Genomic DNA, 17,634 nt, shown 5'->3' with positions numbered 1-17,634 from the left:
TTTTGATTTTTAGAGCTTTTCAAAGTTTTGCTTAATTTACATTCTGAAACACTTCAATCTCCTATATTTATACATAACATAGTCTTTTTTGAACATAAAAAACCCTGAGAAGTATTATAACTTCCCAGGGTTTTCTTATTAAAAATCTCTTTCTTTTACTTATGTGTATCTTCCAAAATAAATTTAAGTGTACCGGCGTTTATCAGTTCTTCCTGAGAAATGGTATAACCTTTCAACTTCTTTCCTCCGGCCGTCACTTCCTTTATATAGATATCCTCCGGAGTCTGATGCATGGATTCGATTACCAACTCTCCCTTCGGATAGAATTTCTTATCCAAGTCGATAGTAACTTTATTGAAGGTTGGTGAAGTAAGCACATAATCCATATCTCCCGGACAGGCAGGATAAAATCCCATCATAGAGAATACAGCCCAGGTCGACATTGTTCCGGTATCATCATTACCGGGGAGACCGTTCGGTGCATTATGGTAATACTTATTCAACAATTCACGAACAAGTTTCTGTGTACGCCAAGCTTCGCCTTTGAAATAGCTGAACAGATACGGATAGGCAATATCCGGTTCATTAGCCATATCGTAGTGACCTTCATCAAATACCATTTGTAGCTTATCGACAAATTTCTTCTGCCCTCCCATCAACTTAACCAAACCGGGGATATCGTGAGGAACATAGAATGTATAGTTCCAGGCACTTCCTTCATGGAAACCGGGATTAGGTTCGAAGTTTTCACCTTGTTTCGGGTCGAAAGGTGAATAGAATGTTCCGTCAGGCAGGATCGGACGAAGTGTTCCGAACTCCTTACTGTAATAGTGTTTATAACCCATTGAACGGTCATGGAACAATTTAGCATCTTCTTTCTTGCCTAATGCCTTAGCAAACTGGGATAGGTTCCAGTCGGCGATATAATATTCCAGAGCGTGTGAAACAGAGTTATCGTACTGTTCACGAAGAGGAACATATCCTTTACTCATATAATCATTATTGTCCGGACGAAGCAGGTTGAACTCGCCGGGAGTAGTAGCTCCCTTACGCATCGCTTCGTAAGCTGTTTCTACATCGAAGTCACGTAAACCACGCATCCAGGCATCTACTATATAAGGTATAGAAGGATCGCCTTCCATAGTCAGAGTCTCACGTCCATAGAGCTCCCATTTAGGCAGCCAACCGCTTTCCTTATACATATCGATCATGGTACGAATAATATCCAACTGACGTTCGGGGAAAAGTAAAGTCATCAAGGTACTAACATTGCGATACGTATCCCACAAAGAGAATACAGTGTAGCGGTTGCCAGTTGTATGACCGACCTTCAGGCTTTCCATCATCGGATATTCACCGTTTACATCCTGGATAATATTCGGATGGATCAACAGGTGATAGAGTGCTGTATAGAAAATCGTCTTATCATCTTTAGAGCCTCCTTCTACTTTAACGCGAGACAGGTCGTTGTTCCACATAGTGCTTGCGGCATTTCTTACCTTGTCGAAATTAAAATCGGGTTGCTCCGTATTCATATTCAAACGGGCATTTTCTATACTGACGAAAGAGACACCCATCTTTACTTCGATAGCTTCGTTTTCCTCTGTGTCATAGGTGAACCATACACCGATATCGTCACCGCTCATTTCACGGTCGTATTTGGTATAGAGTTTATACTTGCCTGAATAGATATCCCATTCGGCCTCTACCCCCTTCATTTCACGCTGTTTTTTCCAGTAACCTACTTGTTTGGGAGCTTTACTCACCTTCATAACGAAATAGATAGGGAAAACAGCCTGGGGGTTATAACAGAATGTTCCCAGCAGTTTGCTTCCTTCGATCTCCGTATCACTGACCATACGGACAGTTGCTCCGGTTTCGTTTGTAAGTCCTTCACCCAGGTTCAGGAGAATGTTGCCTTGCCCTTTCGGGAAAGTGAAACGACTCAGGCCTGTACGCATACTGGCAGTTGCTTCAGCTTTAATATTGTATTTGGTCAGGACGTTACCATAGTATCCCGGATGGGCGGTTTCGTCTTTGTACTTACTACCGTATTGCTTATAGTCTACATTCAGTTCGCCGGCTGTAGGCATCAGTAAAAGACTCCCCAGTTCAGGGCAACCGACTCCACTCAGGTTTACATGAGCAAAACCTGTAAAGAAATCGTTGTCGGATGAGTAGGGAGTCGACCACCACTGGCTATCTTTATCGAAGCGGTTACTCTCCGACCCCATCACATTGAATGGAGTGACACTCATCATACCCTGGGGACAGATGGCTCCGGGATTGGTTGTCCCGTAGTTGCTGGTCCCGATAAAGGGGTTTACATAATCTACCGGCTGTTGTGCTGCTGCCATCAGGCTTCCACACAATAGGAGGCTCATTACTTGCTTCTTCATTCTTGATTTATTTAGTTAATAATTTAAATATATGCGTATTGATTTACCAAACGACGATCTCGTCAACAAAAATAAATCCATTGTTGGCTTCGACAGCCTTCAGGCGGACATAACGAGCTTTCCATTCACCATTAAAAGTATATTCCTGGAAAGATAGCTCCGGATCTTTGTTAGATGCTGTTGTCGGAATAATGCCCTGAGAGGTGAAATTGGTTCCATCTTCAGATGTAAGCAGCTCCACACTGGCCGGTTGATACACTCCCGGACCGATCAGTTGCATGAAGCGGGCTGAAACTTTATGGATATCGGTTGTCTCTTCCATATCGATCACACAGTCCAAATCGTTCAGATAGCCTTGCCAACGACCGTCCAGATAGGTTAGTCCACCACGGTATCCGTCAAGCAGGGCATTCATGCCACCGGCCATATAACCGGGGTATAGCTTACTATTATAATGTATAGGTTTGTTGATACCGCGATGATAATCGACTTTCTTTTCGGTCGGAGAACCTTTTAACTCTCCATTTTTAAAGATAGCCGCTTTGATATAAGCTGAATCTTTTACCATAATCATACCATCGTAAAGGATGGAAGAAGCAGTCGGAACAGTTCCGTCTGTTGTGTAACGAATTTCAGCCGGATACTTTTCTGCATCCAGAAAGACTTCGATCTGTCTATTGACCGTGTCGACCTTCATCGTTACTTCAAGTTCGTCAGAAAGGGTAAATGTATTAATACCCATTTGTTGTAATTTTCCGATATGGGCATTCATGCGTGGCTTGAAGTCTTCCCATTCACGCTTTTCCTGAGGTGACCAGGCTATCTCAGCCAAAGCCAGGGCACGCGGATACATCATATATTCCAAATGCTTTTCATCCTGAATATATTCCGTCCAGGTATTGGCTTGAACTCCCATAATATGTTTGCTCTCTTCAGCCGTAAGCGAATCCGCCGGAACCGGGTTATAGCTATATACTTTTTTAATCGGAGTATATCCGCCAATGGCATACGGTTGCGTTTTAGGATCTGCCTGATAGAAATCGAAATACATATAGTTACCAGGCGTCATGATTACATCATGTCCCATACGGGCTGATTTAATTCCACCACTTTCACCGCGCCAGGACATAACGGTTGCCTCAGGAGCCAGACCGCCTTCAAGGATTTCATCCCAACCGATCAGTTTACGATTTTTAGAAATCAGATAATCTTCAGCCTTATGGATCATATAACTCTGAAGTTCGTCGACACTCTTCATTCCGTTCTTTTTCATCAAAGCCTGACATTTCGGGCAGGTCTTCCAGGCACCTTTACCCGCTTCATCACCACCGATATGAATATATTCGGAAGGGAATAGCTCGATCACTTCATCCAGTACATTCTCCATAAAAGTAAATGACTGGGGATTACCGATACAGAAATCACCATTCTTATAAGGTATACCCGAACAACTCAATTCCGGATATGCAAACAGGACCTCTTCCGAGTGACCCGGAAACTCGATCTCGGGTATTATATTAATATGTTTGGAGGCGGCATAGGCAACAATCGCACGGATATCGTCTTTGGTATAGTAGCCTCCATAAGCTCCCGGAGTTCCTTCCGGCAGGTATTTACGATCTTTTCCATCCCACCACTTCCTCCAGTCGGATTCTGTACGGAAAGCGGTTTCTGTTGTCAGTTTAGGATATTTATCCATCTGGATACGCCAGCCACCGGCATCCGTAAGGTGAAGGTGAAGGTTATTCAATTTATAAAAAGACATTACATCCAACAATTTAAAGACCTCTTCTTTCGGGAAGAAATGGCGCGACACATCCAGGTGCATCCCACGATACTTGAAACGGGGTTCATCCTGTATGGTAACATAAGGAAAACCCTGCGGTGAGAACAACTGGCGGAGTGTCTGTTCACCATAGAACAGGCCCGCTTCGGTAGCCGCTTTCAAGTCGATACCCTTTTCATTGACTGTAAGTTGATATCCTTCCGGATTTCCACCTAATGATTCATCCACAATAAAATGGACATTTGCAGGTTTTTCAAAAGAGAAGACTGCAGCACTATCAGCTTTAAAGAAACCTCCCGATGCGCTGACCTGTGCAGGCAGCGGGATTACGTTCAGTTGCACTGTCTCTTTCGGAGAGCAAGCAAAAAGAAACAAAGAACACGCTACGGCGACACCTGTCATCGTCATGAGCGATTGTTTTGGCAGTAACATAATAATCAGTTTTTGTGTATTTATTCTTGGTGCGGTAAATATACAAAGAAAAAAGGGAAAATCCCGTAAGAGATTTTCCCTTTATATGAAAAGAAAGCCGCACCTTAGATATGAACAAACTCCGTATGACAGGATTTGAGTGCTTTGCCACCTTTGTAATCCGCTGTGCGATGCATCCCCGAAGGGTGCGGCCCGCCATTAGCGACAAGAGCTGTGTCTCGGAATTAAAATAAACTGATGAGTTTCCCAATCGAACAGTGCGGCTAACTCATTTTTCTTATTACAAAGATAAGTAAAGGCTTTGACTTTTCCAAACAAAATGTAGAGTTTTTCCCCTTAAATATTAAATAAAAAAGTGAACTTACAGTGTTTCAGAACGTATGAATTGTAAAAAGTAAACAAAAAAAGAGTCCCCAAATGAGGACTCTTCTCCTATTGACATTATGATATATCAATTACTTTACTTTAGCAACGATTGCTTTGAAAGCTTCCGGATGGTTTACAGCCAGGTCGGCCAACACTTTACGGTTGATTTCAATACCTGCAGCGTGTAAAGCTCCCATCAAACGAGAGTAAGACATTCCTTCCAAACGTGCAGCTGCGTTGATACGCTGAATCCACAATGCGCGGAAGTTACGTTTCTTGTTACGACGGTCACGGAAAGCATAAGTCAAACCTTTTTCCCAAGTATTCTTAGCTACGGTCCACACATTCTTACGTGCACCATAATAACCTCTGGTAAGTTTTAAAATCCGTTTTCTTTTTGCTCTTGAAGCAACATGATTTACTGATCTAGGCATAATTCTAATCTGTTTTGAATGTTAGCGCCATCTTAATTTTTGATGATCTTACTTGCTAAAAACATTCGGTTAATAAAAATCTTTGTAAAACTCGCTTAATTTAAGAAGATTACTTCATGCCAAGCATTAGCTTAACACTGTTTACATCAACAGAAGCAACAAGGCCTGTGTGAGTAAGGTTTCTCTTAGCTTTTTTAGTCTTCTTAGTCAAAATATGACTTTTAAAAGCGTGTTTTCTTTTGATCTTTCCTGTTCCGGTAAGGGCGAACCTCTTTTTGGCACCGGAATTAGTCTTCATCTTAGGCATTTTCCAATTTTGTTTTAATTATTAAACTTGACACCCTCTAACGGGTGGTTTTTCTTATTCTTTATTTTCGTTAGCCTCAGACTCAGTCTTAGGCTTCAGAGTTATAACTTTCTTCACCACAGGTTTTGCAGGTCCTGCTGCATTTGCCGGTTTCGGTGCAGCTGCCGGAGCTCCGGCCTTTTTAGGTGTCAGCATGATAATCATACGCTTCCCTTCCAATACCGGTAATTGCTCAACCTTACCAAACTCTTCCAGATCATTGGCAAAACGAAGTAATAATACTTCTCCCTGCTCTTTGAAAAGAATGGAACGTCCTTTAAAGAACACATACGCTTTAACCTTTGCTCCTTCTTCCAGAAATCCTTTGGCATGCTTCAACTTAAAGTTATAATCATGATCGTCAGTCTGAGGTCCGAAACGAATCTCCTTCACTACAACCTTAACTGACTTGGCTTTCTGCTCTTTCTGTCTTTTTTTCTGCTGATAGAGGAATTTCTGGTAATCGGTTACTCTACAAACGGGGGGCGCAGCATTGGGTGAAATTTCTACCAGATCAAGTCCCAGATCTTCGGCAATTTTTAATGCCTGAGAGATCGGGTACACACCCGGTTCTACATTGTCACCTACTAAACGAACTTCACGAACACGAATACGTTCGTTGATTCTGTACTGTTCTTTCAGATTGTCATTCTTCATTCAAAAAGATTTATTCTCCTCGTTATTAGTTATTTACTTATTATTTTTCTGCCAACGATTCATCATGTCCTCTACTTCATCGTTCAAAAGCGCTGCAAAGGTAGCAATTTTCATCGAACCTTTATCACCTTCACCTTGTTTTCTTACAGAAACTTCATTATTTTCTGCTTCTTTTTCTCCGACAATGAGCATATAAGGAATACGTTTCAATTCGTTATCACGAATTTTACGGCCAATTTTTTCATTTCTATCATCTACCAATACACGGATATCCTGTTCTTCCAATTGACGGGCAATATCCCATGCATAATCATTGAACTTTTCGCTGATAGGCATGATACATACCTGATCCGGAGTCAACCACAACGGGAACTTACCGCCGGTATGTTCGATCAATACGGCAACAAAACGTTCCATAGATCCGAACGGTGCACGGTGAATCATTACGGGACGATGCTTTTTATTATCTTCTCCGGTATATTCCAGTTCGAAACGTTCCGGTAGATTATAGTCCACCTGGATTGTTCCCAGCTGCCAACGACGGCCGATAGCATCTTTCACCATAAAGTCGAGCTTCGGACCATAGAATGCAGCTTCACCATATTCGATCTTCGCTTTCAGGCCTTTTTCCTGACAAGCTTCGATGATAGCGGTTTCAGCCTTTTCCCAATTATCTTCCGAGCCGATATATTTATCTCTGTTTACTTTATCACGTAAAGAGATCTGTGCTTCGAAGTTTTCAAAATCAAGAGCCTTAAAGATAATAAAGATAATATCCATTACTTTCAGGAATTCATCCTTCAACTGATCCGGACGGCAGAACAAGTGAGCATCGTCCTGGGTAAATCCACGCACCCTTGTCAAACCGTGCAACTCGCCACTTTGTTCATAACGGTATACGGTACCGAACTCTGCAAAACGAAGAGGCAGATCTTTGTATGAACGTGGGAACGATTTGAAAATCTCACAGTGGTGAGGACAGTTCATCGGTTTCAACAGGAACTCTTCACCTTCCTGCGGAGTATGGATCGGCTGGAATGAATCCTTACCGTATTTTGCATAGTGACCTGATGTTACATACAACTGCTTGGCTCCAATATGCGGAGTCATCACTTGCTGGTAACCGTATTTCTTCTGAATGCGTTTCAGGAAATCTTCCAGTTTCAAACGCAACTGAGTACCGCGAGGTAACCACAAAGGTAAACCTGCTCCTACTGCAGTAGAGAATGTAAACAATTCCAGTTCCTTACCGATTTTACGGTGGTCACGTTTCTTCGCTTCTTCCAATAATGCCAGATATTCATCCAACATTTTCTTTTTCGGGAAAGTGATACCATACAGACGTACCAGCTGTTTACGTTTTTCATCACCACGCCAGTAAGCACCAGCTACACTCAGAATCTTAACAGCTTTCAGGTAAGAAGTGTTAGGCAAATGCGGACCACGACACAGGTCGGTAAAAGAGCCTTGTGTATAGGTGGTAATCTTGCCATCTTCCAATTCACTGATCAACTCAGTTTTATATTCTTCACCTCTGTCACCGAACATTTTCATGGCATCTGCCTTGGTAATGTCCTGACGTTTGATTTCTTCTTTTCTGGCTACCAGTTCAAGCATTTTTGCTTCAATAGCTGCAAAATCGCCTTCTTTAATTGTAGCTTCACCCGGATCCACATCGTAGTAGAATCCATTCTCGATAGCCGGACCGATACCGAATTTGATGCCAGGATAAAGTTCCTGCAGGGCTTCTGCCATCAGGTGGGCACTTGAGTGCCAGAATGCATGTTTACCTTCTTCGTCATCCCATTTTAACAGATTCACTGTCGAATCCTGCATAATAGGGCGAGTCAAATCCCATGTTTCTCCATTCACACTTGCGGCCAAAACTTCCTGAGCCAAACGGGAACTGATACTTTCTGCAATCTGCATTGCAGTAGTTCCTTCGGCATACTCTCTTACGGAATTATCCGGAAATGTAATCTTTATCATAATCTGTTCTCTATAATTCTTTATAATTAGGATGCAAATTTAGCATTCTTTTTCGTAAAATAATCCTTTTGAGCCAAAAGATATATGCTTTAAACCCAAAACAGACATGTTTTGTTGGCAAACCATATCTGTTTTGAACTTAAATAAGCAATACATTAGTTACTTGTCATGCGCTTAATGATACTATAAGCATTAATAATACCGAGTTCGCCAGCCTTGCTCAAGTCGGCAATCCCCTGATTGGCATCGCCCAGAGATAAACGTGCCAGTCCCCGGTTGAAGTAAGCTTCAGCAAAGTCGGGGTCGCGCTTGATTGCTTCGTTATAGTCCTGAATAGCGGCTCTGAAGTCACGCTGTACACAACGCAGGTTTCCCCGGTTGAAGTAGGCATAAACAAAGCCCGGATTTAAACGGATAACCATATCATAATCGCGTGTGATCATTTCATGCTCGTAGGCTCTCTTGTTCTCTTTCACGCTTGCCGATGAAGGATCGGCCGGTGTTCTCGACAAGGACTGATTCTTACCAATATTGAAGTTCATACTTCCCATGGAAGCAGACAGGTCATCTGTTGTCGACGCCTGAGACATATCGTAAACCAATTGCTTATAGCGTACTACTGCACGGTTGAAATAAGCCATTGTATAGGTAGGATCAAGTTCTACTACTTTATTGAAGTCTTTGATTGCTTCGGAAAAGTCCTGCACCAGCATATAATCGACAGCACGGCCGAAATATGCATCCGCACTGGTAGGCCTGGCCTCTATTTTAGCAGAAAAATCATTGATCGATGCAAAATGTACAGCAATCTGATCTTCTGTAAGAGCTGCTTCTTCATTGGTGATCCGAAGTTTACGCGACAGAACCATACGGGCATTGAACTCTTCAATCATCTTATCATAATAGACAATCTTTTTGATCGGATCAATTTTTTCGTAATATGTCAGGACAAACTGAGGTTCGAGATCCACACGGACATTACGATCCTGTACACGTCCACGAACATCGCTCTGATATTTATTTCTCCGTTCTTCATCTTTATCATATACCACCAGGCGATTAAACTTGCTGATATTCTTATCCGATTTTTCACGGGTATTTTCGTCTTTATTACCCGAAGAGGAAGAATTATTCCCCTGCCCTGTTCCACTGTTTGAAGCTGTAGCTGTTCCGGATTGTCCTCCTGTCTGCTGGTTTTTCTTGGCGTTATTTTCCATTTCGACAGCAGTCCAGTAGTCACGGTCGGCACCTACCGCATCATTGATCTTACGTTTGGCATCAGAGCGACTGAAATATCCGGGGGTAAAGTTGGGATACTGTCCGAGCACCACATCGAAGTCGCGTATGGCACCGCGGTAATCACCGGTTTCAAAACGGAGCAAAGCTCGGTTGTAATAAGCCATATAGTTATCCGGCTCCAACTGGATGACTACATCGAAATCTTCAATAGCCCGGTTGTTGTCTCCTACCTGATAGCGAAGCAAACCACGATTAAAACGAGCAATCAGGTTATTCTTATCCATATTGATAACCTGGTCATAATCAGCCATAGCTCCACGAAGATCGTTCATCTGATAACGCACCAGACCACGGTTAATATAATATCCGCCTTCACGGGTATTTAATTTAATCGCCTCATTCAAATCGGCGAGTGCATCTTTCAGGTTGTTTGTCTGATAAAGCAAAATAGCGCGGTTCCCGTAAGCCGGAGCATAATAAGGATCCATCTCGATTGCCTTATTGTAATCGGCAAGCGCTTTTACGGTATCTCCTTTCTCGCTGTACATAGCACCACGTGTCAGATAATTCATCGAGTATTTAGGATGTGCTTTCATCAGCACATCAAATGTCTTTTCCGCTTCGTCATAATCTTTCCGCTGGATATTGGCAACAGCTTTGTTGACGAGCATCTGCCGGTCTTCGGGTCTAAACTCAAGACCTTTATCATAGTCAGTTATGGCCTCTGCATATTTTTCCTGGCTCTGACGAGCTATTCCGCGGGCATAATAAGCCTGCACTAAAAAAGGGTTCCGCTGAAGACATAATGTACAGTCTTCCTCGGCACCCTTGTAATCATCTAAGTTCACTTTTGCTACTGCACGGTAAAAATACGGTTCCGCCAACCAGGGTTTTGCTTTGATTACCTGATTGAAATACTGTATTGACAGGACATAGTCCTCAAAATACAAAGCATTACGTCCTATGGCCAGTACACGGTCCGTATTGATCTGTGCTACCAGCGAAAGTGAACATATTTGTAATATAAAAAAGAGTATTGCCTTCTTCATCTATTCTAAATATCAACTTGAGTGAGGCAAAAATAAGTAAATTATCTTACTTAGGCTCTATTTTTACCATCAAATGATCTTTTGTAATTTTATCTCCCTCTTTTACATCCAATTCGGCGATCACTCCGGACACCGGAGCAACGATACGATTGTACATTTTCATCGCTTGGTGGATAAGAAGTAACTCACCGGCTTCAACCTGTTGTCCCTTTTCCACATGAATCTTCACAATTGTACCCGGAAGAGTAGAAATCACATCACCAACGAAGGGCTTATGCCACATCTTACGGTTCTTATATTTGTCTGTTAGCAGTGTTTTGTATTTACGGGCAGTAACTACAAAATCTACATATTCATTTTCTTTATTTTCCATATTCCAAAAGTATATTACGGATTCAATTAGAACGGAGGAATTCCGTGCTTTTTAGCCGGTCTGTATTCCTCTTTCAAAACAGAAAGTTTCAAAGCGTGAAGCAACAACGCACGTGTTTCTTTCGGTTCGATAACAGAATCGATAAATCCTTTTGAAGCTGCCACATAAGGATTAGCGAACTTCTCAATATACTCTTTTACCTTTTCCTGACGCATTGCATTCTGGTCTTCAGCCTCCATGATCTCCTTACGGAAGATAATGTTTGCTGCACCTTCCGGTCCCATTACAGCGATTTCTGCACTCGGCCATGCAAACATAAAGTCGGCACCCAGGTGACGAGAGTTCATTGCAATATAACCACCACCATAGGCTTTACGTAAGATAACGGTGATCTTAGGCACAGTTGCTTCAGAATAAGCATACAATACTTTAGCTCCGTGACGGATCACACCGGCATGTTCCTGGTCTACGCCCGGCAGATAACCCGGCATATCTTCCAATGTGATGATAGGAATATTAAATGAGTCGCAGAAGCGGATAAAACGAGCTGCTTTGTCTGCACTGTCGCAATCCAATACACCTGCCAGCACCATCGGCTGGTTAGCTACGAAACCGACAGTTTCGCCACCCATACGACCGAAGCCGACTACGATATTGGCAGCCCACAATTCCTGCACTTCCAAGAAGTCTGAATCATCGACAATACATTTAATAACATCGCGAACATCATACGGTTGCTTCGGATCAGCAGGAACAACCTGTTCTATGTTCAACATTGCAGACGGTTCCTTAGCTTCTATCGTTTTAGCACGGTCTGCATTATTCCAAGGGATAAAGCTTACCAAACGTTTTACCTGATCGAAACATTCCTGTTCACTCAGGGCATAGAAGTGAGCATTACCTGTTGTTTCTGCATGAACACGGGCACCACCCAGGTCTTCCATAGAGATATCTTCACCTAACACAGTTTTGATTACATTCGGACCGGTGATAAACATCTTAGATATGTTTTCCACTACAAACACGAAGTCTGTCAATGCAGGAGAATAAACAGCACCACCGGCACACGGACCCAGGATCAAAGAGATCTGAGGAATAACACCTGATGCAATTGTATTTCTATAGAATATTTCACCATATCCGGCCAAAGCGCCAACACCTTCCTGAATACGAGCACCTCCCGAGTCGTTGATACCGATAATCGGACATTTCATTTTCAGTGCATGGTCCATGATCTTCGTGATCTTACGGGCATGCTGCAAGCCTAATGAACCACCGGCAACCGTAAAGTCCTGTGCATAGATACAAACCGGAGCACCGAAGATAGTACCTGTACCTGTAACTACACCGTCACCCGGAAAGTCTTTCTTGTCCATCCCGAAATCGCGACCATCATGCTTAACAAACAAATCGTACTCATGAAAAGAGTTCTTGTCCAGCAAGGAAAGAATACGTTCACGGGCAGTAAGTTTACCCATAGCAACCTGCTTTTCGATAGCTGCTTCGCCTCCACCCATCTCTACGACGGCTTTCTTCTCCCTGAGGGCCTGAATGTTTTTACTTAAATCTGTCATACTGATTATTTAATAGAGTTTTATTATTTACCGACAGCTTTTGCCCTGTATGAACAACGAGCAGTCCCTTTAATAATACTATTTAGTTTTCCTTTATTCAATTGGCGACGGATGGGTGACACATTGTCTATGAACACATGGCCATCCAAATGCTCACATTCGTGCTGTACTACACGGGCTGCGAAACCGTCCACAACTTCATCGTGCTCCACCAGATCCGCATCCAGATATTTCACCCGGATCTTTTTAGCACGAGACACCTTTTCATGTACTCCCGGAAGACTGAGACAGCCTTCTTCCATTGAAATTTCTTCTTCGCTACGTTCCACGATATCCGGATTGATCATCGCACGCTTGAAACCTTTACATTCCGGAAAATCGTCCCCCATCACATCGGCATCGATCACCAACAGACGAAGCGACAATCCCACCTGGGGAGCTGCTAATCCAACTCCGTCGGCATTGTACATGGTATCAAACATGTTAGCCACTAATTGTTTTAAATCGGGATAATCTTTAGGAACATCTTCAGCCTCTTTTCTTAATACGGGCTGACCATATAAGTATACTGGTAAAATCATAAACTAAAACTGATATTTTTTATTTTCTAAATATGATTGTAGGATAATAACGGCGCTGATCTCATCTACCAGGCCTTTATCCTGTCTTTTCTTCTTCTTTAAACCACCGTCAAGCATTGCCTTATGTGCCAGAACAGAAGTAAAACGCTCATCATAATATTCTACCGGAATATCCGGGATAGTTCGTTTCAGATGTGTAACAAAAGCCTCTACATATTTCATATTCTCGGAGGGTTCATTATTCATCTGCTTAGGTTGACCGACAACAAACAGATCAACCGGCTCCTTAGATACATAACCGGATAACCAGGCAACAAGTTCACCACTTGGCACTGTCGTCAGACCGTTTGCAATCATTTGCAAAGTATCCGTAACAGCAATTCCGGTACGCTTCCGGCCATAATCAATTGCTAGTATCCTTCCCATCGGCTGCAAAGATAGCACAAATATGCATTCGTATTACACAAATACATAAAAAGTGTGCAATTTATAAGTTTAATAGGCATTCTTTTCACCTTTTGACATATTCAAAACCGTTACCACAATAATCTTCAAATCCAGGAAAAACGACCAGTTTTCGATGTACCACACATCTCTCTTTACACGGCCTTCCATCTGTTCCAATGTTTTTGTTTCTCCGCGGTAGCCGGTTACCTGCGCCCATCCTGTAACTCCCGGTTTTACCAGGTGACGCACCATATATTTATCGATAAGGGCTGAATATTGCTCAGTATGTTTCAGCATATGAGGACGAGGACCTACTACCGACATTTCCCCTTTCAATACATTAATAAACTGGGGAAATTCATCCAAGTTCGTACGGCGAAGAAAATCACCGACACGGGTTTTACGGGGATCGTCTTTTGCAGCCTGCAATTTATCGGCATCAGCATTCACACGCATTGTACGGAATTTATAACACTCAAATTCCTGCCCATACAGACCTGTACGTTTTTGTTTGAAAAAGATTGGTCCCGGAGAAGTTATCTTTATCAGAGTTCCGATAATAATATACAGTACTGGGTAGATCGTCAATAAAACGCCCAAAGAAAAAACAATATCAAACGACCGTTTTAAAGCCCGGTTATAAGCTGCCTGCAATGGTTCACGGCGGATAGCCAGCAATGGAATCGACTCCATTATTTCCATAACAAGGCTCTTCTTTATATTCCTGTAAAATTCCGGAACAATATAGAAGCGGATCATGTGCTTTTCAGCAAAATTCATTATCCGCAATATCTTTTCATCCTGTGTTCCCGGCAATGTACAATACACCTCGTCTATATCGTTTGCCAGAACATAATCTTCCACTTCGTGTGTCATTCCCAGATAGTTTGGCAATGCACTTTGCAAGGATAAGTTATCATCGAAAAAGCCCATTACATTAAAACCGTATGACAGATCATCTTTCATGACCCGATACAATTCCATACCATTCTTTCCAGCTCCGACAATAATAATTTTCTTAAAGTTGTATCCCTTCCTTCGGTACATTTTCAGAGTAACACGAACCAAAACACGCCAAAGCGAAAAGACCACAACCGTAATTACATAATAAACCAACAGGAATGTCGCCAAGACATCACCGATATTCAAGAATATAAGACAGGTTGCAAACAAAAAGACCAGTATAGATATCAGGGCAAAAGCACGCTGAACGATCTTATCGATAAAAACGACCGCCACATGCAATTGCATGGGGATAAAATAAAGAGAGAAAAAGTAACAAAAATTCAATAGAAGAATCACCTCTCTCAGGCTATAAGATATCGCTTTCGTATAAAACTCCCCCAAACCATAATAGACAGCAAAGAACAGCAGATTTATCACAAGCAAATCGCCCATTCCTATGCACCATTGGATAAGGTAACCATGTTTTTTGTCGAATTCCATAATTATATTCTAAAATTCCACAAAAGTAATCATAAATCCGTGCAAAAAAAAGGCCGCACAACATAATGTGCAGCCTTTTTCAGATATAATTAAAAAATAATTAATTATTTGCAGACATGATAACAACACGGTTCCAGTTGTTTTCGCTATATGGCTGTTCGTCTGAACCTCTCCATTCGATAGTTATCTGGTTAGAGTTGATACCGTATTTTTCGATCAATTCTTTAGCAACGGCTTTAGCACGTTTTTCAGAAAGACCCATGTTATACTTAGAGTTACCTGTATTCTTATCAGCATAACCGATAACCTTGATCGGAGTATTGTTACCCTTCATGAATTCAGCAGTATTGTAAATATTGATCTGCTGGTTCTTGTCGATCTTAGAGCTATTCAGACGGAAGTATACTACATTGTCAACGTAATTGTTTACAACAGTTGTTACTACTTCTTCGCATTCCGGACAAGATTCCGGGCGCTTGCTTAATTCGTCGTTAGCAGCACGCAGAGAGTTGATCTGATTGTTCAGGTCGTTCAACAAAGCGTAATCCATCGGTTCCAATACTTCGAAATCAGTTTTACCCAATTTGAATGTCAAACCTGCACTTACCTGAGCAATACCGTCAGTCAGGTGATACATAGAAATACGGTTAAACTGTTCGTTCAATAAAGAAGCCTGAACTTCCACGTTCAAATCAACACGTTTGCTCAAACGGAAAGCAGTAAGGATACCGGCATTCAATGTAGGAGATTCAGTTCTTGCAAATTCAGCAGATTCTGTAGTTTTGAAACGCTGCGCATAACCAAAACCAACCCAAGGGATCAAACGGAATACTCTTTTTTCGTTATAAACGCCCCAGAAATTAGTTACATCCCATAACAAATCTACGTGAGCAGCTGCATATTTATTATGCTGCATCAAAGTAGCATCGGCTTCATTCTGATAAAATCCATGTAAAACACCACCGTTCAACTGAGCACGGAAAGCCAGATACGGATTAAACCATTTACCAAATGAGAACTGAGGAGCAAAATTCAAACGGTTACCAAAATCTGCTTTATTATTCTGGTCACCTAATAAAATACTTGCACCACCAGCAACAGAAATAAACCAATTGTCGCCAGCTTTGTTTTTCTTGAAATTTGTCTTATACCCTTTTTCAGTACTAAAACCAACTTGTGGTTTAAATTCCTGTGCAGACACAGAAAAAACGAAACCTGACAACAAAGCCAAAAGTAATACTTTAGTCTTCATATTCATCAACATTTTAATTAAACAATCAATTACCTCAAATAACGCTCAAATTTAGAGCAAAATTAACTCTTTTTTTAACTAAAACAAATTAAATCTACATTTTGTTCTTAATTTATTCAAAATAATTCAGAATTTTGTACCCGCCTTCACGTAGGTAAGACTCTTTTTTCATAAGCTTGACATCATTCTGCATCATATCCTGAATAAGAGCATCGAGGCTGTATTTTGGCTCCCATCCCAACCGAGTACGGGCCTTTGTAGCATCCCCGATAAGTAAATCTACCTCAGTCGGACGAAAGTATTGCGGATCAACACCAACAACTTCCTCTCCTATTCGTTCTTTAAAACTTTCGAGGTAAGACTCACCCACTTTCTCTATAAACATTTTTTCGTCAATATAGTTTAATGATGCAACCTCATTAACATTTTCTCCTTTGAAAATAATTTCTACACCTATTTCTTTAAATGCTTTGCTGACAAAATCACGAATAGTCGTGGTTATTCCTGTAGCAATTACATAATCAGAAGGTTCGTCTTGTTGAAGAATGGCATACATGGCACGAACATAATCTTTCGCATGCCCCCAGTCACGTTTAGAGGATAAATTCCCCATATAAACTTTTTTCTGCATTCCCAATGCTATGCGCGATACGGCACGGGTTACTTTACGAGTAACAAAAGTCTCACCGCGTAACGGCGATTCATGATTGAACAAAATACCGTTGGATGCATGCATTTTATATGCTTCACGATAGTTGACAGTTATCCAGTAACCATAAAGTTTTGCTACGGCGTACGGACTTCTCGGGTAGAAAGGTGTAGTTTCCTTCTGAGGAACTTCCTGCACCAAACCGTATAATTCAGATGTTGACGCCTGATAAATACGGGTTTTCTGTGTCAGATTCAACAAACGGACAGCTTCCAGAATACGCAAAACACCTAAACCATCGGCATTGGCGGTATATTCGGGGGTATCGAAACTTACTTTCACATGGCTCATTGCTGCCAGATTGTATATTTCATCCGGTTGTACTTCACCGATAATGCGAGTAAGATTCAAGCTATCGGTCAGGTCACCGTAATGAAGGATCAGGTTTCTGTTCTCGATATGCGGGTCCTGATAGAGATGGTCGATACGATCTGTATTAAACATAGACGAACGACGTTTGATACCATGTACGGTATACCCTTTCTTTACAAGATATTCAGCCAAATAGGCTCCATCCTGTCCTGTTATACCTGTTATTAAAGCTACTTTACTCAT

Annotated in this window: 14 protein-coding genes; all 14 read right to left on the bottom strand. The window is 41.8% G+C overall.

The features are described from left to right. Positions 1–155 precede the first annotated feature (155 nt). Positions 156–2,399 carry a GH92 family glycosyl hydrolase gene (locus BQ7394_RS09750; protein WP_075557267.1) on the bottom strand — a complete coding sequence of 748 codons (2,244 nt, stop codon included), beginning with the start codon at positions 2,397–2,399 and terminating at the stop codon, positions 156–158. 43 nt (positions 2,400–2,442) lie between these two features. After that, positions 2,443–4,617, bottom strand: a complete 2,175-nt coding sequence (locus BQ7394_RS09745; protein WP_075557266.1) for a glycoside hydrolase family 20 protein — start codon at positions 4,615–4,617, stop codon at positions 2,443–2,445. A 455-nt stretch (positions 4,618–5,072) separates the two neighbouring features. Continuing rightward, complete coding sequence (rplT, locus tag BQ7394_RS09735; RefSeq protein WP_022455800.1) at positions 5,073–5,417, bottom strand: 50S ribosomal protein L20; 345 nt, start codon at positions 5,415–5,417, stop codon at positions 5,073–5,075. Positions 5,418–5,526: 109 nt separating this feature from the next. Then, positions 5,527–5,724, bottom strand: a complete 198-nt coding sequence (gene rpmI, locus BQ7394_RS09730) for a 50S ribosomal protein L35 (RefSeq protein WP_075557265.1) — start codon at positions 5,722–5,724, stop codon at positions 5,527–5,529. 54 nt (positions 5,725–5,778) lie between these two features. Beyond that, positions 5,779–6,420: a translation initiation factor IF-3 gene (gene infC, locus BQ7394_RS09725; RefSeq protein ID WP_075557264.1), complete on the bottom strand. Its 642-nt coding sequence runs from the start codon at positions 6,418–6,420 to the stop codon at positions 5,779–5,781. Positions 6,421–6,453: 33 nt separating this feature from the next. Beyond that, a complete protein-coding gene (thrS, locus tag BQ7394_RS09720) occupies positions 6,454–8,409 on the bottom strand; it encodes a threonine--tRNA ligase (RefSeq protein ID WP_075557263.1) in 1,956 nt (651 codons plus the stop codon). Positions 8,410–8,564: 155 nt separating this feature from the next. Next, positions 8,565–10,697, bottom strand: coding sequence for a tetratricopeptide repeat protein (locus tag BQ7394_RS09715; RefSeq protein WP_075557262.1), 2,133 nt, complete (start codon positions 10,695–10,697; stop codon positions 8,565–8,567). A 46-nt stretch (positions 10,698–10,743) separates the two neighbouring features. After that, complete coding sequence (locus BQ7394_RS09710; RefSeq protein WP_075557261.1) at positions 10,744–11,070, bottom strand: acyl-CoA carboxylase biotin carboxyl carrier protein subunit; 327 nt, start codon at positions 11,068–11,070, stop codon at positions 10,744–10,746. A 26-nt stretch (positions 11,071–11,096) separates the two neighbouring features. Next, positions 11,097–12,644: an acyl-CoA carboxylase subunit beta gene (locus BQ7394_RS09705; protein ID WP_075557260.1), complete on the bottom strand. Its 1,548-nt coding sequence runs from the start codon at positions 12,642–12,644 to the stop codon at positions 11,097–11,099. A gap of 23 nt (positions 12,645–12,667) precedes the next feature. Next, complete coding sequence (gene def, locus BQ7394_RS09700) at positions 12,668–13,225, bottom strand: peptide deformylase (protein ID WP_075557259.1); 558 nt, start codon at positions 13,223–13,225, stop codon at positions 12,668–12,670. 3 nt (positions 13,226–13,228) lie between these two features. Then, positions 13,229–13,651, bottom strand: a complete 423-nt coding sequence (gene ruvX, locus BQ7394_RS09695; protein ID WP_028728202.1) for a Holliday junction resolvase RuvX — start codon at positions 13,649–13,651, stop codon at positions 13,229–13,231. A 69-nt stretch (positions 13,652–13,720) separates the two neighbouring features. Next, entirely contained in the window at positions 13,721–15,118 is a 1,398-nt protein-coding gene (locus BQ7394_RS09690) for an undecaprenyl-phosphate glucose phosphotransferase (RefSeq protein WP_075557258.1), read from the bottom strand. A gap of 100 nt (positions 15,119–15,218) precedes the next feature. After that, positions 15,219–16,370, bottom strand: coding sequence for an OmpA family protein (locus BQ7394_RS09685; RefSeq protein WP_075559958.1), 1,152 nt, complete (start codon positions 16,368–16,370; stop codon positions 15,219–15,221). 112 nt (positions 16,371–16,482) lie between these two features. Next, positions 16,483–17,634, bottom strand: coding sequence for a GDP-mannose 4,6-dehydratase (gene gmd / locus BQ7394_RS09680; protein ID WP_075557257.1), 1,152 nt, complete (start codon positions 17,632–17,634; stop codon positions 16,483–16,485).

Source organism: Parabacteroides timonensis (assembly GCF_900128505.1).
Classification (GTDB): domain Bacteria; phylum Bacteroidota; class Bacteroidia; order Bacteroidales; family Tannerellaceae; genus Parabacteroides; species Parabacteroides timonensis.
This window is presented reverse-complemented; position numbering and strand designations above follow the sequence as displayed.